General features: G+C 68.0%; 17 protein-coding genes. 12 read left to right on the top strand and 5 right to left on the bottom strand.

All coding sequences use genetic code 11. The features are described 5' to 3' along the window. The first annotated feature begins 3 nt into the window (after positions 1-3). Positions 4-1,122, top strand: coding sequence for a HigA family addiction module antitoxin (locus ACWPV3_RS12910; RefSeq protein WP_453978117.1), 1,119 nt, complete (start codon positions 4-6; stop codon positions 1,120-1,122). A 10-nt stretch (positions 1,123-1,132) separates the two neighbouring features. Next, on the top strand, positions 1,133-1,603 hold the full coding sequence (locus ACWPV3_RS12905; protein WP_453978116.1) for a hypothetical protein: 471 nt from the start codon (positions 1,133-1,135) through the stop codon (positions 1,601-1,603). Between the two features lie 158 nt (positions 1,604-1,761). On the opposite strand, the gene mutL is transcribed toward ACWPV3_RS12905, so the two are convergent. Then, complete coding sequence (gene mutL / locus ACWPV3_RS12900) at positions 1,762-3,618, bottom strand: DNA mismatch repair endonuclease MutL (protein ID WP_453978115.1); 1,857 nt, start codon at positions 3,616-3,618, stop codon at positions 1,762-1,764. A gap of 135 nt (positions 3,619-3,753) precedes the next feature. Here mutL and ACWPV3_RS12895 point away from each other — a divergent pair, with 135 nt between their 5' ends. The 10 genes from ACWPV3_RS12895 to ACWPV3_RS12850 all read left to right on the top strand — a co-directional run bounded on the left by ACWPV3_RS12895 (position 3,754) and on the right by ACWPV3_RS12850 (position 14,117). Continuing rightward, entirely contained in the window at positions 3,754-4,470 is a 717-nt protein-coding gene (locus ACWPV3_RS12895; RefSeq protein WP_453978114.1) for a YceI family protein, read from the top strand. Positions 4,471-4,539: 69 nt separating this feature from the next. Further along, entirely contained in the window at positions 4,540-5,853 is a 1,314-nt protein-coding gene (locus ACWPV3_RS12890) for a cytochrome b/b6 domain-containing protein (RefSeq protein WP_453978113.1), read from the top strand. 82 nt (positions 5,854-5,935) lie between these two features. Next, positions 5,936-6,880, top strand: a complete 945-nt coding sequence (fabD, locus tag ACWPV3_RS12885) for an ACP S-malonyltransferase (RefSeq protein WP_453978112.1) — start codon at positions 5,936-5,938, stop codon at positions 6,878-6,880. 149 nt (positions 6,881-7,029) lie between these two features. Continuing rightward, positions 7,030-7,770, top strand: coding sequence for a 3-oxoacyl-[acyl-carrier-protein] reductase (gene fabG / locus ACWPV3_RS12880; protein ID WP_453978111.1), 741 nt, complete (start codon positions 7,030-7,032; stop codon positions 7,768-7,770). Between the two features lie 171 nt (positions 7,771-7,941). Then, positions 7,942-8,181 carry an acyl carrier protein gene (locus tag ACWPV3_RS12875; protein ID WP_008264317.1) on the top strand — a complete coding sequence of 80 codons (240 nt, stop codon included), beginning with the start codon at positions 7,942-7,944 and terminating at the stop codon, positions 8,179-8,181. Positions 8,182-8,334: 153 nt separating this feature from the next. Further along, positions 8,335-9,606, top strand: a complete 1,272-nt coding sequence (gene fabF / locus ACWPV3_RS12870) for a beta-ketoacyl-ACP synthase II (protein ID WP_453978110.1) — start codon at positions 8,335-8,337, stop codon at positions 9,604-9,606. 1 nt (position 9,607) lies between these two features. Beyond that, positions 9,608-10,765, top strand: a complete 1,158-nt coding sequence (gene mltG / locus ACWPV3_RS12865; RefSeq protein WP_453978109.1) for an endolytic transglycosylase MltG — start codon at positions 9,608-9,610, stop codon at positions 10,763-10,765. Beyond that, a complete protein-coding gene (locus ACWPV3_RS12860) occupies positions 10,762-11,661 on the top strand; it encodes a YicC/YloC family endoribonuclease (RefSeq protein WP_453978108.1) in 900 nt (299 codons plus the stop codon). The genes mltG and ACWPV3_RS12860 overlap by 4 nt, the downstream gene beginning before the upstream one ends. Continuing rightward, on the top strand, positions 11,651-12,292 hold the full coding sequence (gene gmk / locus ACWPV3_RS12855; RefSeq protein WP_292088276.1) for a guanylate kinase: 642 nt from the start codon (positions 11,651-11,653) through the stop codon (positions 12,290-12,292). Before ACWPV3_RS12860 ends, gmk begins: the two co-directional genes overlap by 11 nt. A 76-nt stretch (positions 12,293-12,368) precedes the next feature. Then, a complete protein-coding gene (locus ACWPV3_RS12850; protein WP_453978107.1) occupies positions 12,369-14,117 on the top strand; it encodes an ATP-binding protein in 1,749 nt (582 codons plus the stop codon). Here ACWPV3_RS12850 and ACWPV3_RS12845 read toward each other — a convergent pair. From ACWPV3_RS12845 to ACWPV3_RS12830, 4 genes are read right to left on the bottom strand one after another with little or no spacing between them, the layout of a single operon-like run. Next, the gene (locus ACWPV3_RS12845; RefSeq protein ID WP_453978106.1) at positions 14,114-15,253 is read right to left on the bottom strand and encodes a pyridoxal phosphate-dependent aminotransferase; all 1,140 of its coding nucleotides are present in this window, start codon (positions 15,251-15,253) and stop codon (positions 14,114-14,116) included. The genes ACWPV3_RS12850 and ACWPV3_RS12845 overlap by 4 nt on opposite strands. Beyond that, positions 15,250-16,059: a 16S rRNA (adenine(1518)-N(6)/adenine(1519)-N(6))-dimethyltransferase RsmA gene (gene rsmA / locus ACWPV3_RS12840; protein ID WP_453978105.1), complete on the bottom strand. Its 810-nt coding sequence runs from the start codon at positions 16,057-16,059 to the stop codon at positions 15,250-15,252. Before rsmA ends, ACWPV3_RS12845 begins: the two co-directional genes overlap by 4 nt. Before the next feature lie 8 nt (positions 16,060-16,067). Then, complete coding sequence (gene pdxA / locus ACWPV3_RS12835; protein WP_453978104.1) at positions 16,068-17,072, bottom strand: 4-hydroxythreonine-4-phosphate dehydrogenase PdxA; 1,005 nt, start codon at positions 17,070-17,072, stop codon at positions 16,068-16,070. Continuing rightward, the gene (locus tag ACWPV3_RS12830; protein WP_453978103.1) at positions 17,069-18,454 is read right to left on the bottom strand and encodes a peptidylprolyl isomerase; all 1,386 of its coding nucleotides are present in this window, start codon (positions 18,452-18,454) and stop codon (positions 17,069-17,071) included. The genes pdxA and ACWPV3_RS12830 overlap by 4 nt, the downstream gene beginning before the upstream one ends. Positions 18,455-18,475 lie beyond the last annotated feature (21 nt).

The raw sequence follows: 18,475 nt of genomic DNA, 5'->3' as shown, positions 1-18,475 counted from the left end.
CCCATGAACGACGCAGCATACATGGATATCGATCATCCCGGCGTCTTCATCAAAGAAGAGCTGGAGGCGCGAGGCTGGAGCCAACGGGACCTCGCTTACATTCTCGGGGTCCCTGAGCAGGCGGTGAACCTGATCATCTCAGGCAAGCGCGGCGTAAGCCCGGAAATGGCAAAGGCGCTCGGCGAGGCGTTCGACGTCACTCCCGACCTTTTCGCCAATCTCCAACGAATGTTCGAGATGGCGAAAGCGCGTGAACCTGACCCCGCAGTTGGACGACGGGCCCGTCTTCAGTCAGCATATCCTATTCGGGAAATGATCAAGCGCGGCTGGCTACAAGATACGGATGCAGCCTTGCTGGAAGCTCAGATGGCGAAGTTCTTCCTGGTTGCGAACTCCAACGAGATCCCCCACCTCGCTCATGCCGCCAAAAAGACCGACTACAGCGACACTCCGCCTTCTCAACTCGCTTGGCTGTTCCGGGTACGGCAGATCGCCAGCGAGATGGTCGTACCGAAATATTCGGAGAAAGCACTCCGGGAAGTTCTGCCGCGGCTGCAGCAGCTTCTGGTCGATGTGGAAGAGGCACGGCATGTGCCTCGCCTCTTGGCGGAATGTGGGGTCCGCTTGGTCTTCGTGGAGTGCCTCCCTACCGCGAAAATCGACGGCGCTTGTATGTGGTTGAACAAGCAATCCCCCGTAATCGGCATGAGCTTGCGCCACGATCGGGTGGATAATTTCTGGTTCGTTCTCCGACATGAAATCGAACACGTCCTCAACAAAGACGGGCAGGACAAACCGATTGTTGAAGACTTGGACGCTGCGCCGGAGGCTGGCGAGTTACCGCCGCACGAGGTCGCTGCAAATGACGCAGCCGCGAACTTCGTTGTCGCGCGTGCAGAGATGGAATCTTTCGTTGCCCGGAAGGCGCCGTTCTTCGCCGAGAGGGACATTCTCGGTTTTGCCCGCCGCCTGCAGATTCATCCTGGCTTGGTCGTCGGACAGATTCAGCGTCGCACTGGACGTTGGGATCTTCTCCGCAGGCACTTGGTCAAGGTCCGGCCCCACGTGCTGCCTGGGGCGATGGTTGATGGCTGGGGACACGTCGCCCCAGTCTCTCTTTAGGAGCTAGTCGATGGCTACAAAGAACGAGCAGTTTCAAAAGGTCTGGCGCCTCTATGAGCGCGCGCACGGCAGCCTACCGGCCACCGCTCGCGAGGCGAGCGTTTGGGGTGTCAACCAAGGACTTCTCAGCCTGCCGGATATCGACCCGTATGACGCTCTCTCGGAGGAGATGGCGCGCGCGCTGAGAGAGGAATACGCGACCGACGCCCAAGGCCGGCGCTATCGTGTCAACCATGCTGTGAGGGTTACCAAGGGCGGAGTGCAGCACACTTTCTGGGCTATTCTTGGGGATGCCCCGCTGCAGCATATGCAGAAGGCATTCACTCAACGGCGGGAGCAGATTGTTGGCGACTGCTTGCAGCTCAAGATCGATGTCGATGCGTACAACGCTCTCAACGACGATCAACCTGCCATCCAACTGGAACTCGACTTCACCTACGATGTCGAGGAACGGCTCGTGATAACCGACCGCGCTGCGTAGCGGTGACGCTTCTTTCCAGCCATCCCATGGAATGGCGCACTGCGCCTCAGCCGAGAACGGGTCCAGATACAAACGCGTCCGTGGGGCTGTCTGGAATGACCGTTTGGATGGATGGTCTATGACTGCTCCTAGAGCGAAGCCGACCAATCGGTCATTCCTCACCGCCGCCCGAACAGCTTCTCCAGATCGTGCAGTTTCAGCTCCACATAGGTGGGGCGGCCGTGATTGCATTGGCCGGAGTGGGGGGTGGCTTCCATCTGGCGGAGCAGGGCGTTCATCTCCGGCGCCGAGAGGACGCGGCCGGAGCGGACGCTGCCGTGGCAGGCCATGGTGCCGCAGATGGCGGCGAGGCGTTCCTTGAGCGACAGGGCCTGGCCGTGTTCGGACAGGTCGTCGGCGATGTCGCGGATCAGGCCCTGGACGTCCGTATCGCCCAGCATGGCCGGGGTTTCGCGCACCAGGACGGCGCCGGCGCCGAAGGCCTCGACGATCAGGCCCATCTCGGCCAGTTCCTCGGCGCGAGAGGCGACGCGTTCGGCCTCGGCGGGGTCCAGATCGACCACCTCGGGCGTCAGCAGGGCCTGGCGGGTCACGGCCCCCTCGGCCATCTGGGCCTTCATCCGCTCATAGACCAGACGCTCGTGCGCCGCGTGCTGATCGACGATGACCAGGCCGTCGCGGGTCTGGGCGACGATATAGTTGGCGTGAAGCTGACCCCGCGCGGCGCCCAGGGGGTAGTCGAGGGGATCTTGAGGAGGTTCGAGGTTCGAGGTCCGAGGTTCGAGGGGCGCCGGCTCGACGCGGGCGCTGCGTTCGTTGAGGCCGGGGATGATCTGGGCGGCGGCCGTCGCAGGGCGAGCCCAGGCGTCCCAGCCTGACCAGCCGGCGGCGGAGCGGTCGCCCTCGAACCTCGACCCTGATCCCTCGACCCTCGCCACGCCGGTGTGGGGCTGGAAGCCAGACAGGGCGTCGGCGGCGACGGTGGTGGAGGCGCGGTGGCCCGCCGCGTGCAGCGCGTGCCTCAGGGCGCCCACGATCAGGCCGCGCACCAGGGCCGGATCGCGGAAACGGACCTCGGCCTTGGCCGGGTGGACGTTGACGTCGACATACATCGGATCGATGTCGATGAAGAGGACGGCCGCCGGGTGCCGGTCGCGCGCCAGGAAGTCGGCATAGGCCCCGCGCAGGGCCCCTTGCAGCAGCCGGTCCTTCACCGGGCGGCCGTTGACGAACAGATACTGATGCGCCGCATTGCCGCGCGAATAGGTGGGCAGGCCCGCATAGCCCGACAGGCGCACGCCGTCGCGCTCCTGATCGATCAACAGGGCGTTGGCCTCGAAGTCGCGGCCCAGCAGGGCGGACAGGCGGCGCAGACGGCCCGCGTCGCCGGGGTGTTCGGCGGGCAGGCGCAGCGTGACCTTGCCGTCCAGCGACAGGGTGAAGGCGACGGCCTCGTGCGCCATGGCCTGACGCTTGATCTCTTCCGAAATGGCCATGGCCTCGGCCCGTTCGGACTTCATGAATTTGAGCCGGGCGGGGGTGGCGTAGAAGAGGTCGCGCACCTCGACCCGCGCGCCGTGCGGGCCGGGGAAGGGGGCGGGGGCCAGCGGACGGGTCTCGCCGCCCTCGACCGCGATGGCCCAGGCGTCGTTCTGATCTCGGGCGCGGGTCGTGATCGACAGGCGGGCGACCGAGCCGATGGAGGGCAGGGCCTCGCCCCTGAAGCCCAGGGTGTGGATGCGCAACAGGTCCACGTCGCCGGCGTCGTCGGGCTCCAGCTTGGACGTGGCGTGGCGTTCGATGGCCAGGGGCAGTTCCTCGCGCGGAATGCCCTTGCCGTCGTCGGCGATCAGGATGCGCGACAGGCCGCCGCCGTCGGCCTGAATCTCGATGTTCGTCCCGCCCGCGTCCAGGGCGTTCTCGACCAGCTCCTTGATGGCGCTGGCCGGGCGTTCGACCACCTCGCCGGCGGCGATGCGGTTGACGGTTTCGGGGGAGAGGCGACGGATGGGCATGAGCAGGCCAAGATAGGGGCTGCGACGGATTCGCGCCATGTCGCAACGGACGCGGTTATTCGGCACTGAAACTGTTGCAAAATGCGGGAGGTGCAGCCTAGATGGCGGCCTTCATCCGTATCGAGGAGACGCCGAATGACGTTCCGAACCGCCGCCGCATCGGGCCTGATCCTGGCCGCCGCCGTCGCGACCCTGGCCGCCTGCAACCGCCCCGGCACGCCCCCGGCCGCCGAGGGCCAGGCCCCCGCCCAGGCCGAGGCGCCCGTGACGCTGAAGGCGCCGGCCGGCGACTACGCCCTGGATCCGACCCACGCGACCCTGCAGTGGTCGCTACTGCACAATACGATCTCTCACTATACGGCGCGCTTCGACAAGGTGGAGGCGACCCTGACGCTGGACCCCGCCGATCTGAGCAAGTCCAAGGTGACGGCGACCATCGATCCCGCCTCGATCAGCGCCGCCTATCCCGCCGATTACAAGGCCTCGCACCCGGGTTCCGCCTATTCCGGCTGGGACGACGACATGGCCAACAACCCGACCTGGCTGAACGCCAAGGCGTTTCCGAAGATCACCTTCGTCTCGACGGCGGTGCAGCCGACCGGACCGCGCACGGCCAAGGTGACGGGCGACCTGACCTTCCTGGGCCAGACGCATCCGGTGACGCTGGACGCCACCTTCAACGGCGAGATCGAACGCCATCCGTTCGCCAATGTCCCGGCCGTCGGCTTCGCCGCCGAAGGCAGGTTCAAGCGGTCGGACTTCGGCATGGCCGTGGGGCCGGTCGGGGACGAGGTGACGATCCGCTTCGACGGCGAATTCATCAAGACGACGCCGACCGTTCCGGCGAACTGAGCCGACGGCCCCTGGACGGCGGGCCTGTTAGGGGGCCGCCGTCTTCAATCCGACTATCAAGAGACGACCATGACCGCCGACCGCCGCCGCTATTCCGCCGTCGCCATCGCCCTGCATTGGGCGATAGCGCTGTGCATCCTGTCGATGATCCCGATGGGGCTGTGGATGTCGGCGGCCATCGAACGGCCCGAGAGCCAGGCCCTGGCCTATCGGGTGTTCCAGATCCACAAGTCGATCGGTTTCCTGATCCTGGGGCTGACGGTGGTGCGGATCGCCTGGCGGCTGACGCATCGGCCGCCGGCCCTGCCGCGCGACATGAAGGGGTGGGAGGCCTTCGCCGCCCACGCCACCCACATCGCCTTCTACGCCCTGATGCTGGCCCTGCCGCTGACGGGTTGGCTGTATGTCTCGGCCGGATGGGCGGTGGCCCAGGATCGGGCGCTGGAGGTGGCGACCAGCTGGTTCGGCCTGTTTCCGATCCCGCACCTGCCGGGCGTCGCGGACCTGCCTGCCGGGGTGAAGCGGGCCCTGGCCTTCCAGGCCATGGGGGCGCATTCGCTGATGGCCTGGGGCGCGACCGCCCTGATCGTCCTGCATGTCGCGGCCGCGTTGAAGCACCAGTTCTTGGACCGCGACGGGGTGCTGTCGCAGATGGTTCCCGGACTGAAGGGCGGCCATGCGGCCGGAGCCGACAGGTCGCGCGCGCCCTGGGCTGAGCGGGCCGTCGGCGTGGGGCTGGTGGCGGTGATCGCCGCGGCCGGGGCCATCGCCGGGCGGCCTTACGCCCAGCCGGGCCTGCCCATGACCCATCAGGCCGAGACCGCGACGCCCAAGCCGGCGACGCCCCCAGCCGTCCCCGAGGTGGCCGTGACGCCGGGAACCGCCGCAGCCTGGACCATCGACAGCGCCGCCTCACGCATCGAATTCAGCGGAACCCATGCCGGCGCGCCCTTCAAGGGGCGGTTCGACCGCTGGCGGGGGCAGGTGTGGTTCGATCCGGCGGACCTGGCGGGGTCCAAGGCCGTGGTGACGGTGGAGACCGCCAGCGCCCGCACCGGCGACCCCACGCAGGAAGGTTCGTTGCAGGGCGCCGAATGGTTCGATCCCGCCGCCTATCCGACCGCGCGGCTCGAGGCGGACCGTTTCCGCGCCCTGGGCGGCGATCGCTACGAGGCGACGGGCACGCTGCGGATCAAGACGACGACCGTGCCGGTGGTCCTGCCCTTCACCTTCGTGGAGAAGGACGGGGTCGCCACGGTCGACGGGCGACTGGAACTGGACCGCACGGCCCTGGACCTGGGCATGGCGTCCGACGCCACGGCCGACTGGGTGTCCAGGATGATCGAGGTGCGGATCAAGGTCGCGGCGCGGCGGGCCGGTTGAGAGCGCGACGCGCGGACGCTTGCCCTTGCGGAAGTCAGGGATTAGGGCTCCGCGCCTTGATCAATGATTCAGGGAGCGGTCGATGACCCTCGCACTTCTGTTTCCCGGACAGGGCAGCCAGGCCGTCGGCATGGGCGTGCAACTGGCCGACGCCTTTCGGTCCGCCCGCGACGTCTTCGCCGAGGTGGACGAGGCTCTGGGCCAGAAGCTGTCGGTCCTGATGCGTGAAGGCCCCGAGGATCAGCTGACCCTGACCGAGAACGCCCAGCCGGCCCTGATGGCGGTGTCCATGGCGGCGATCCGGGCGCTGAAGGAGGAATTCGGGTTCGACGTGGCGACGGCGGCCTATGTGGCCGGTCACTCGCTGGGCGAATATTCGGCCCTGGCGGCGGCGGGCGCGATCAGCCTGTCGGACACGGCGCGGCTGCTGAAGCTGCGCGGTCAGGCCATGCAGCGGGCCGTGCCGGTGGGGCAGGGGGCGATGGCCTCGCTGATCGGCCCCAAGACCGATCTGGCCCTGGCCGAGGCGGCTGCGGCGGCGGGCGCCGAGATCGGCGTCTGCGTGGTCGCCAATGACAATAATGCGGGCAACATCGTCATCTCGGGCGAGAAGGCGGCGGTGGACCGCGCCATCGAGAAGGCCAAGGAACTGGGCGCGCGGGCGATCCCGCTGAACGTCTCGGCGCCCTTCCACTGCCCGCTGATGCAGCCCGCCGCCGACGAAATGGCGGACGCCCTGGCCTCGGCGACGATCCTGGCGCCGGTCGTGCCGGTGGTGGCCAATGTGCTGGCGCGCCCCGAGAGCGACCCGGAAGTCATCCGCCGCCTGCTGGTCGAACAGGTCACCGGCCGCGTGCGCTGGCGCGAAAGCATGGAATGGATGGCGGGTGAAGGCGGCGTGACCCGCTTCGTGGAGGTCGGATCGGGCAAGGTGCTGACCGGCATGGCCAAGCGGATCGCCCCGGACGCCGAGAGCGTGGCGCTGAATACGCCGGAAGATCTGGAAGCCTTCGCCAAGGGCGTCTGAACACGCACATGCCGTCATCCTCGGGCTTGACCCGAGGATCGGACCATCCGCACTTCGGCGTTGAATACGAGCGCTGACACAGACATCGGCGTCGCACGGCGCCTGATCCTCGGGTCAAGCCCGAGGACGACGGAAGAAGGAGAGGACGAATGTTCAATCTTGCAGGCAAGACCGCGCTGGTGACGGGCGCGACGGGCGGCATCGGCGGGGCGGTGGCGCGGGCGCTGCATGCGCAGGGCGCGACCGTGGTGATGTCGGGCACGCGCGAGGCGGTGCTGGCGGACCTGGCCAAGGAACTGGGTGAGCGGGCGCATTTCGCCACCGCCAATCTGTCGGACCCTGAGTCGGTCGACAATCTGGTCAATGCGGCCGAGACGGCGGCGGGTTCGCCGCTGGACATCCTGGTGGCCAACGCCGGCATCACCAAGGACGGCCTGCTGATGCGGATGAAGGACGAGGACTTCCAGTCGGTCATCCAGATCAATCTGGAATCCTATTTCCGCCTGACCCGCGCGGCGGTGAAGGGGATGATGAAGCGCCGTTCGGGGCGAATCATCGGCGTGACATCGGTGGTCGGCGTGACCGGCAATCCGGGCCAGACCAACTATTCGGCGTCCAAGGCGGGCATGATCGGCTTTTCCAAGTCGCTGGCCCAGGAAGTCGGTTCACGCGGGATCACGGTCAATTGCATCGCGCCCGGCTTCATCGCTTCACCGATGACGGACGTGCTGAACGACCAGCAGCGCGAGGCCATTCTGACGAAAATCCCCGCTGGACGGCTGGGCACGGGCGACGAGATCGCCGCCGCCGCCGTCTATCTGTCGTCCAACGAAGCCGCCTATGTGACGGGCCAGACCCTGCATGTGAACGGCGGCATGGCGATGATCTGATCGTCATCACGTCACGCAACAGACTATTTCCTGCCCGAAAGCCTGTGCTAAAGGGCAGGGATGCGTTGTCGATCACGGCCTTCGGGCTTGCGTCGCCTTCGCTGCCGTGAGACGGCGATTTCTAAGCTACCCCCGCCTCTACGGCGATTTCAAACAGGCAGAGAGACACTCATGTCCGACACCCTCGAGCGCGTTCGCAAGATCGTCATCGACCACCTGGACGCCGATCCGGACAAGGTCACGGAAAAGGCCAGCTTCATCGACGACCTGGGCGCCGACTCGCTCGACAACGTCGAGCTGGTGATGGCCTTCGAAGAAGAATTCGACATCGAAATCCCGGATGACGCCGCCGAGCACATCCAGACGGTCGGCGATGCGGTCAAGTTCATCGACGAAAAGTCGGCCGGCTGATCCCAGCTACCGACGGAAAGCCGAAAGGCTGACGGTTCAAAAGGCCGCCCGGCGCTCCTAGCGGAGAGGCCCGGCGGCCTTTACTGTTTCTGACCCAGACGAATCTCCGTGTGATTCCGTAGGGGAAGGTTTGGAGCTGAAGGAGCACGCACCATGCGCCGCGTCGTCGTTACGGGCATCGGTCTGCTGACCCCCCTGGGCTGGGGCGTCGAGAAGAGTTGGCAGGGCATCGTCGAGGGACGTTCGGGCATCGGCCCGATCACCGCCTTCGACACCGAAGGCTATGGCTGCACCATCGCCGGCGAAGTGCCGAGCGTCGACGGGCGCGGCGGCGGCGGCGAAGGCGACTTCGATCCCGACAAGATCATGTCGCCCAAGGACAGGAAGCGCGTCGACGACTTCATCCTGTACGCCATCGCGGCGGCGGACGAGGCCCTGGAGGACGCCGGCTGGAAGCCCGAGACCGAAGAGGACCGCGAGGCCACCGGCGTCATGGTCGGCTCCGGCATCGGCGGCCTGGGCCCCATCGCGGATACGGCCATCGTGCTGAAGGAACAGGGCGTGCGTCGGGTCAGCCCCTTCTTCATTCCCTCGGCCCTGATCAACCTGGCGTCGGGCCAGATTTCGATCCGCCACGGCCTGAAGGGGCCGAACCATTCCGTCGTGACGGCCTGCGCCACCGGCGCCCACGCCATCGGCGATGCGGCGCGGATGATCGCCCTGGGCGACGCCGAGGTGATGGTGGCGGGCGGGGCCGAAAGCTCCATCGTGCCCATCGGCATCGCCGGCTTCCTGGCCTGCAAGGCGCTGTGCACCGCCTATAACGACACGCCGGAGACGGCGTCGCGTCCCTATGACCGGGGCCACGCCGGCTTCGTCATGGGCGAGGGCGCCGGGGTCATGGTGCTGGAGGAGTACGAGCACGCCAAGGCGCGCGGGGCCAAGATCTACGCCGAGGTCGTGGGTTACGGCATGAGCGGCGACGCCTATCACATCACCGCCCCGTCCGAGGACGGCGACGGGGGCCTGCGGGCCATGAAGGCGGCGCTGAAGCGGGCCGGGCTGCAGCCGTCGGACCTGGACTACGTCAACGCCCACGGCACCTCGACCATGGCCGACTGGATCGAGCTGAAAGCCGTGGAGCGGCTGGTGGGCGATCACGCCCCGAACGTGGCGGTGTCTTCGACCAAGTCGATGACGGGCCACCTGCTGGGGGCCGCCGGCGCCATCGAGAGCATCTTCTCGGTCCTGGCCATCCGCGATCAGATCGCGCCGCCGACCATCAATCTGAACGATCCCGAGATGGAGACGCCCATTGATCTGGTCCCCAACAAGGCCAAGCCGATGAAGATCGATGTGGCCATGTCCAACAGCTTCGGCTTCGGGGGCACCAACGCCTCGGTGATCTTCAAGAAGGTCGACTGAGGTGTTCGGGCGCGAACGGGTCGAGAAACGCAGCGGCAGGTCGGGGTTCACGGTCTCGCTGGTGACGGCTTCGGCCACCTTCGGCCTGTTCCTGCTGGTCGCGTTGGTGTCGGTCTGGGTGGTCTATTTCGGGCCGGGACCGTCCGCGCGTCAGGGCGACAAGACAGTGGTGACGCTGGCCAGCGGCTCGGGCGTTTCGGCCATCGGCTTGCAGTTGAAGGCGGCGGGGGTGATCCGTTCGGCCGATCTGTTCCGCGCGGCCGCGAGCCTGACGGGAGCGGACCGCAAGCTGAGGGCCGGAGAGTATGAGGTGCCGTCCGGCGCGTCCCTGGCCGGGGTGCTGAACCTACTGGTCGAGGGGCGGGTGGTGCGCCATTTCGTGACCCTGCCCGAGGGTTGGTCGTCGCTGCAAGCGGTGGACATCCTGAACAATCAGCCGGTCCTGACCGGGACCGTCGATCAGACACCCGAAGAGGGCAGTCTTTGGCCCGACACCTATGAGGTGGTGCGCGGCGAGACCCGGCAGTCGGTGATCGAGCGGATGCAGCGGGCGGCCAGCGAGAACCTGCGCCAGCTGTGGGCTCAGCGCGGGCCGGGCACGGTGGCGCGCAGCCCGGAGGAGGCGGTGATCCTGGCCTCCATCGTCGAGAAGGAGACCGGGTTGGCGGCGGAACGGCCGCGCGTGGCGGCGGTCTTTTCCAACCGACTGCGCGCCGGAATGCGGCTGGAGAGCGACCCGACCATCGTCTATGGCGTGACCAAGGGGCGGCCGCTGGGCCGGGGCATCCGGCGCTCCGAGCTGTTGCAGCAAACGCCCTGGAACACCTATCAGATCAACGGCCTGCCGCCGACGCCGATCGCCAATCCGGGCAAGGAGGCGCTGAAGGCGGTGCTGAATCCGCCGGCCGATCCGGCCCTGTTCTTCGTCGCCGATGGATCGGGCGGCCACGCCTTCGCCGCCACCTATGAGCAGCACCAGCAGAATGTGGCGCGCTGGCGCGCCATCGAGCGCCAGAAGGCGGGTCTGCCGCCCGAGGCTCCGGTCCCGGCGACGCCGGACGCCAGCGCCGCGCCCATGACCAATCCTGCAGACCAGCCCGTGTCGGGCGCGCAGGCCGTGATCACCCTGCCGCCTGGCGCCAGCCAGGGCGCGAGATGAGCCGGCTGTCGGGCATGACGGGCTTCGGGCGGGCCGACGGCGCCGGCCTGGGCTGGACGTGGGCGGTAGAAGCGCGCTCGGTCAACGGCCGTAACCTGGAGGTCCGCTTCCGCGGACCGAACGGGTTCGACCCCCTGGAGCGCGCGGCCAAGGCGGCGGGACAGGCTCGGTTCGCACGGGGCCAGGTCAGCGTCGGCCTGCAGGCGCGGCGGGTCGAAGGCGGCGAGGCGGCCGTGGTGGTCAATCAGGACGTCCTGAACCGCTATCTGGCCCTGGCCAATCAACTGGCGGAGGACGGGGCGACGCCCCCCAGCGCCGACGGCCTTCTGGCCCTGCGCGGCGTGATCGAGGCGCCGGAAGAGGAGAACGATCCCGAGGCGCGCGCGGCGCTGGAGGCCGCCATGCTGACCACGGTGGAGGCGGCGCTGGACGCCCTGAAGGCGTCGCGCGAGGCCGAGGGCGCGCAACTGAAGCCCGTGCTGGAGGATTTCATCGACCGGATCGAAGCTCTGGTCGTCCAGGCCGAGACCGAGGCCGGGGCGCAGGTCGAGGCGATCCGCGAGCGGTTCGCCCGCCGCATGGCCGAACTGGCGCCCACCCTCGCGGCGACAGGCGCGCCGGAGCTGGAGGAGCGTGTGTTTCTGGAGGCGGCGGCCCTGGCGACCAAGGCGGACGTGCGCGAGGAGCTGGATCGGCTGACGGCCCATGTCGAGGCGGCGCGCCGACTTGTGGCCTCGGCGCCAGCCGGGCGGAAACTCGACTTCCTGATGCAGGAATTCATGAGAGAGGCGAACACGCTCTGCTCGAAATCCGCTACGACCGCGCTCACCGGAATCGGCCTGGAGCTCAAGGCCGTCATCGAACAGCTTCGAGAACAAATTCAAAATGTCGAATGAAAGAACGCCCCGCCGCGGCGTCCTCCTGATCGTCGCCAGCCCGTCGGGCGCGGGCAAGACGTCGTTGTGTCGTCGCCTGATGGCGGACCATAAGGCGCTGGAGCTGTCGGTCTCCATGACCACGCGCGGTATCCGGCCGGGCGAGGTGGACGGGCGCGACTATCATTTCGTCAGCCACGAGGAATTCCAGCGGCTGATCGACGCCGACGCCTTTCTGGAGTGGGCCGACGTGCACGGCAACCGCTACGGCAGCCCGCGTTCGCCGGTGGACCGCGCCCTGGCCGAGGGGCGCGACGTGCTGTTCGACATCGACTGGCAGGGCGCCCGCGACGTGGCCGAAAAATGCCCAGAGGACGCCGTGCGGGTCTTCATCCTGCCGCCAAGCCTGGAAGAACTGCGTCGCCGCCTGGTGACACGGTCGCAGGACGCCGAGGACGTGATCGAACGCCGCGTGGCGAACGCCAAGGGTGAGATCGAACACTGCGACGCCTTCGACTATGTGTTGGTCAACGAGGATTTCGACCGATCCTACGCCGAGCTGGCCCACATCTATCACGCGGAGCGTTCGCGCCGGTTCCGCAATCTGTGGGTCGAGAACTACAAGACCGCTTTGCTGCGCGAAGCGGTCTGAACGCCAAGGTCTCGTATCGTCGGTTTACGTCCTGTTCGCGCTCTTTCCGCTAGGGTGAGGCCGAAAGGGAGGCCTCATGCGGTTTCTGGATGATATCGCGCCGATGCTGGCCATCAGCGCGAACGAGCGGGTCAAGCAGACGCCGGTACGCATGCTGTTGGCCGGGCTGATCGGCTGGATCTTGTATTCGTCCGGCATGAATGCGCTGCTGCCGGCCTGGATCGCCTGGGCGCTGCTGGTTCAGGCTTTCGAACTTCTGGCGATGGGGCCGTTTCGGCGCGCGCACGGCGCGCACAGCCGCCGCCGCGCGATCGCGGCCTTGATGTCCACCGCCCTCATGGGGGCGACCTATGCCGGGGTGGCCCTGGTGATCTGGTCCACCAACCATCCTGCGCTCGTCACCCTGTCCGCCCTGATCGTGGCCGGGGGGCTTTTGACCAATGTGGCCTCGGGCATCGAATCGCGCGCGCTGTTCTTCATCGGCGGCGGCCCCTATCTGGCGGTTCTGGCCCTGATGCCGGTGGTCAAGATCGTCCAGGGCGACACCAGCGGCCTGGTGGTCATGAGCCTGTCCAGCCTGCTGTTCGTCGGCACAATGCTGAACGTCTATTTCCGTGTTCACAAGATGCGTCGGGCCGAGATCGTCGCCCGCGCCGAGGCCGAGAGGCGGCTGGAGCAGGCCCAGACCGCCATGGCCGACCGCGCCGCCATGGCCGCCATCGTCAGCCATGAACTGCGCACCCCTGTCAGCGCCATCCTGGCCGGGGCGCACGTCATCCGGGGGGAAGGCGAACCGAGCAAGCGCGAGGAAACCGCCGATCTGATCGTGGACGCCGGGCGTCTGATGACGGGGATGCTGAACGACCTGTTGGATCACTCCAAGATGGAGGCGGGGGCCATGGCGCTGGAGGCCCGCGATTTCGAACTGGGTGAAATGGCCCGCGACACGGCGCGGTTCTGGACCGCGCCGGCGACCGAGAAGGGGCTGACGCTGGATCTGGTCTGCGACGACCAGCCCGTCTGGCTGAAGGGCGATCCCTATCGCCTGCGTCAGATCGTGAACAATCTGATCTCCAACGCCATCAAGTTCACGCCCGAGGGGACGATCCGGATCGTCGCCGGGGCGGTTTCGCAGGGCGCGTTGCGCCGCCTGACGCTGACGGTGATCGACCAGGGCGCCGGCATCGCGCCGGAGGCGATGCGCCGTCTGTTCACCCCCTTCGCCCAGGGCTCGGCCGAGGTGGCGCGCACCTATGGCGGGACGGGGCTGGGACTGACCGTCAGCCGGGAGCTGGCGCGATTGATGGGTGGAGACCTGACGGTGGACAGCCCGCCGGGACAGGGCGCGGCCTTCACCCTGTGCGTCGATCTGCCCGAGGGACAGCCGACCGAGGCCGAGGATCAGGGGGCGGTCAGCGCTCCGACCCTGACCCGTCGGATCAAGGTGCTGGCGGTCGACGACCACGAGATCAACCGCCGCACCATCGCCCTGGTGCTGCAGCCGCTGGACGTGGACCTGACCACGGCCTCGGACGGCCATGTGGCCCTACTGTTGCTGGAAGACCGGCCGTTCGACGTGGTGCTGATGGACGTCAACATGCCGGGCATCGACGGCAACGAGACGACGCGGCGTCTGCGGGCTTCGGGCGGGTTGAACGCGGATGTGCCGGTCATCGGCTTCAGCGCCGGCACCGAGTCGGAACAGGTCACGGCCTGCTATGCGGCGGGCATGACCGACTGGTTGGCCAAGCCGTTGGAGCCGAAGAAGCTGTACGAGGCGCTGAACCGCGCGACCTACGCCGGGGCGCAGGCCGATGCGGCCTAAGCCATCGCCTCTTGAGTTCTGAGCGCGAACCAGGGCGTCAGACGCGCCAGGGCCTCCTCGATCTCGGCCGTGGAGACGGCGAAGCTGAAACGGATGAAATGACGGCCCTCGACCGGGTCGAAGTCGACGCCCGGCGCGGTGGCGACGCCCGTATCGCGCAAAAGCTGCTCGCAGAACGCCAGGCTGTCTTCGGTCAGATGGCCGATGTCGGCCCAGATGTAGAAGGCGCCGTCGGGCGGGGCGATCTTCCTTAGGCCCAGGGCGGGCAGGGCCTGAAGCATCAGCTCGCGATTGCGGGCATAGGTCCGAACGTGGCCTTCCAGCTCTTCCTTCGCGTCCATGGCGACCAGGCCGGCGTGCTGGCTGAGGCTGGGCGGGGTCAGGAAAAGATTCCCGATGTGGGCGCGGGCGGCGGCGATGCGGTCCTGGGGCGCGACCAGCCAGCCCAGGCGCCAGCCGGCCATGCTCCAGTATTTGGAGAAGCTGTTGATGACGGCGGCGTCCGACGCGAACTGCAGCATGGACGGGGTGGGGCCGACATAGCTGAGGCCGTGATAGATTTCGTCCGAGATGATGGCGATGTTCCGCGCGCGGCAGACCTCGGCGATGGCGGCCAGTTCCTCGGCCGGGATGATGGTGCCGGTCGGATTGGCCGGGCTGGCGATGATGACGCCGGCCGGGGCCGGGTCCAGGGCGGCCAGTTGCGCGGCCGTCAGTTGGAAGCGGGTTTCCGGCCCGCAGGCGATCTCCACCGGCTCCAGATGCAGGGCGCGCAGGGTGTTGCGATAGGCGACATAGCCCGGACGGGCCAGGGCGATGCGGTCGCCGGGCCGGAACCGCGTCGTCAGGGCCAGGACAAGGGCTGGCGAGGCGCCGTTGGTCAGGACGATCCGCTCGGGGTCCACCGCGACGCCGTAGCGGTCGTCGTAGAGGCGGGCGATGCGGGCGCGCAGGTCGGGGCTTTCCCAATAGCCCATGGCGTCCTGGTCCAGCACCTGATGGGCGCAGGCGATGGCGGCGGCGGGGGCGCCCGTGGACGGTTGGCCGAACTCCATATGGATGATCGACCGGCCTTCGGCCTTCAATTCGTGCGCCAGGCGGCTGACGGTGATGGCGCGGAAAGGTTCGACGGTCATTTTAGGGCATCCGCCAATCTCAGGAAGCCCGCGACGTCGATGGTTTCGGCGCGGGCGTCGGGTTCGATGCCGGCGGCCTCGCACAGGGCGGCGCCGCCCAGTTGCTTCAGGCTGGAGCGCAGCATCTTGCGGCGCTGGCCGAAGGCGGCGGCGGTGACGTGCTCCAGCTTCTTCAATCGCTCGGGCGCGGGACGTTCGGCCAGCGGGTCCAGGCGGACGACGGCGGAGGCCACCTTGGGCGGCGGGGTGAAGGCGGCGGCGGGCAGGTGCATGACGATGCGCGCGGTGCAGACGGCCTGGGAGATGACGGCCAGACGGCCATAGGCGTCCTCGCCGGGGCCAGCGGCGACCCGCTCGGCGACCTCCTTCTGGAACATCAGGGTCAGGCTGTGCGGCAGCCAGGGCCCGGTCAGCCATTTGATCAGCAGGGCCGTGCCGACGTTGTAGGGCAGGTTGGAAACCAGATGGGCGGGGCCGGCGACCAGGTCCGCCTCCTTCACCTTCAGGGCGTCCGCCTCGACGATGGTCAGGCGGCCGGAGCCGTCGTCCAGTTCGGACAGCAGCGGAATGAAGCGCGGGTCCTTCTCGACCAGAACCACGGCACCGGCGTCGGATTCCAGCAGGGCGCGGGTCAGGCCGCCGGGGCCGGGGCCGACCTCGATAACGGCGCGGCCCTCGAACGGGCCCGCCAGCCGCACGATCTTGCGGGTGACGTTCAGGTCCAGCAGGAAATGCTGGCCGAAGCTCTTCTTGGCCGAAAGGCCGTGGGCGTCCAGGGTTTCGCGGAGGGAGGGAAGGTCGGTCACACGCCCTGTTAGCGCGCGGCGCGCGCCGCCGCCATCTCCGAAGCCAGGCGGATGGCGGCGATCAGGCTGTCGGGCCGGGCCAGGCCCCTGCCGGCGATGTCGAAACCGGTGCCGTGGTCGGTCGAGGTCCGGATGATCGGCAGGCCCAGGGACACGTTGACCCCGCCCCAGAAGTCCAGCGTCTTGACCGGGATCAGGGCCTGGTCGTGATACATGCAGATGGCCGCGTCATAGGTCGCGCGGGCTTCGTCATGGAACAGGGTGTCGGCGGGGCGCGGGTCAGTGATGTCGATCCCTTCGCCTCGCAGCTGCTCCGCGACAGGGATCAAGGTCTCGATCTCCTGCAGGCCCAGAGCGCCGCCTTCGCCCGCGTGGGGGTTCAGGGCGGCCATGGCCAGGCGCGGACGGGCGATGGCGAAGTCGCGTTTCAGGCTTTCATGGACGACGCGGGCGGTGCGGGCCACGCGCTCGCCCGTGACCAGTTCGGGAACCTGGTCCAGGGCGACGTGGATGGTGACGAGGCAGGCCCGCAGATCGCGCGCGGTCAGCATCATCACGGGGCCGCGCGTGCCCGCGTAAGGGGCGTCGGCCGTCAGTTCGGCGATGAATTCCGTATGGCCGGGAAACCGGAAGCCCGAGGCGTACATGGGCGCCTTGGCGATGGGGGCGGTGACGACGCCCGAGGCTTGGCCCGACAGGGCGAAGCCGACCGCCTCCTCGATGCCGTCGGCGACGGCGGGGGCGTTGGCCGGGTCGGGACGCCCGGGAACGACCGGGACGGGCAGGGGGCGGTGGATAACCGGCAGGGCGCGGGCGAAACGGTCGGCGGCGTCCAGGGGACTGTCGATCTCAACCACCGGAACGCCTTGGGCGCGCAGCAGGGCCGCGTCGCCGATCACGGCGAAGGCCAAGGACTGATCCTTCAGCGTGGTCCAGGCGGCGGCCGTGATCTCGGGTCCGACGCCGGCGGGTTCGCCCAGCGTCAGGACCAGAGGCGCGGCCGCAGCGGTCATTTGACCTCGATCAGGGCGTCGTTGCGCAGATCGCGCAGATAGCGACGGTCCAGGACCTGCAGGTTCTGGGCGCGCAGACGATTCTCGACCTGCTGCCGGGTGGGCACGTCCGGCCCGCCGACGCGACGACCGCAGACGGCGACCAGGTGCAGGCCCAACGGCGTGCGGATCGGGCTACTGACGGCGCCGACCTCTCCGGTACGGGCGAACTGCTGGAACTGGGGCGCCAGGTTCTGAACGTCGGATTCGCCCAGGTCCGCATAGGTGACGCCGGCGGTGGCGCGCGCCTGGGACATGATGTTGTCGCAGGTCAGGCCCTGACGCAGGGTCTCCAGCTTGGCGGTCGCGGCGGCGACTTCCGCCTCGCTGGCGGTTTCCGGCAGTTCGACCATGGCCTGTTTCATCGAGACCAGACTGGTGGCGGCGCCGTCGCGCTTGTCGCGCATATAGATGATGTAGACCCCGCCATCGACGGCGACGGGATTGGACAGCTGGCCGGGCTGAAGCTGGTCGAAGATGGCCTGGAGGGCGGGCTGAACCGTGCCCTTGACCACCCAGCCGGCGTCGCCGGGCACACGGGCCGAGGCGGACGGGGCCGAGGAGAACTGCTGGGCCACGGCCTGGAAGGGGGCGCCCTGGATGATCTGCTGCACCAGTTGGCGGGCGCCGTTCAGAGCCGCCTGCTGGCCGCCGACGCGCGCGGCGTCGATGTAGATTTCACCGATCAGATATTGCGGTTGAGCGGCGGCGGCGTTCAGGCGACGCAGTTCCTGGTCCACCTGAAGCGGGCTGGGCCGCGCGCGCGAGCCGAAGCGGCCGCCGGTCAGTCGGCTCCAGCCGATCTCGGTGCGCAGGTTCTCGCGGAAGGTCTCGGGCCGGATGCCGCCCTGCTGGAGGAACTCAAGATAGGCCTGGGGCGTCGCGCCGGCCTGGCGCGCCATCTGGGCGATTTCCTCGTCCACTTCCTCGTCCGTGACCTTCAGCTGGCTGGCGAATTTGGTCAGTTCCTGATTCTTGAGGCGATCCTCGATCAGGGCGTTCAGGGCCGCCTGCTGGATGGCGGGCAGGTTTTCCTCGGTCGGCTGGATCTGCGACGAAGCGATCAGCATCAGCATGCGCTGGCGCAGGTCGAAGCCGGTGATGATCTTGTCATTGACGGTGGCGACAATGCCGTCCGCCAGCTGGAATTGAGGCTGGGCGGCGGCCGGACGCGTCGGCGTGTCGCCGGCCGCAGGATTCGGCGCCCCGGCGGCGGCGGGGCCTTGCGCCGAAGGTTGGGCGGCCGGGCGAGCGGGCGCCTGAGCCTGGGCTTGGGCCGTCTGGCCATAGGCCGAACCGGCGAGGAGGAGCGCCGCGAGCGCAGCCCCCGTCGAATAACGCATCAAACCCATCGGTCGTCCTGA

The organism is Brevundimonas sp. Marseille-Q4549 (genome assembly GCF_976940555.1).
This window is presented reverse-complemented; position numbering and strand designations above follow the sequence as displayed.